Below are 255 nucleotides of genomic sequence, written 5' to 3' on the forward strand. Positions count from 1 at the left end.
CGTCGTAAGTTCATGGAAGCGAAGAAGCTTCAGGGCAAAGGTAAAACAGGTAAAGCGGATGTGGCGTTAGCCAAAATCCAAAAGTTGTACGCACTTGAATCTCGATTAAAACTGGCTTCGGTCGAAGTGCGTTGGGCAGAAAGACAAGCGCAGGCTAAACCGATGTTGGATGACTTCTATGACTGGTTAACCACGCAGAAAGTCATCGAATCGAGTCCTCTTGGTAAAGCCATCAAGTACACCTTGGGTCAGTGG

At 47.5% G+C, this 255-nt stretch carries 1 protein-coding gene; it reads left to right on the forward strand.

Annotated features, from left to right (window positions below; all coding sequences use genetic code 11):
* On the forward strand, positions 1-255 hold a 255-nt coding region (locus tag EYW48_RS21780; protein ID WP_277433112.1), incomplete at both ends, for a transposase.

It is taken from the genome of Vibrio sp. 1180_3 (genome assembly GCF_029478545.1).
GTDB lineage: Bacteria > Pseudomonadota > Gammaproteobacteria > Enterobacterales > Vibrionaceae > Vibrio > Vibrio aestuarianus.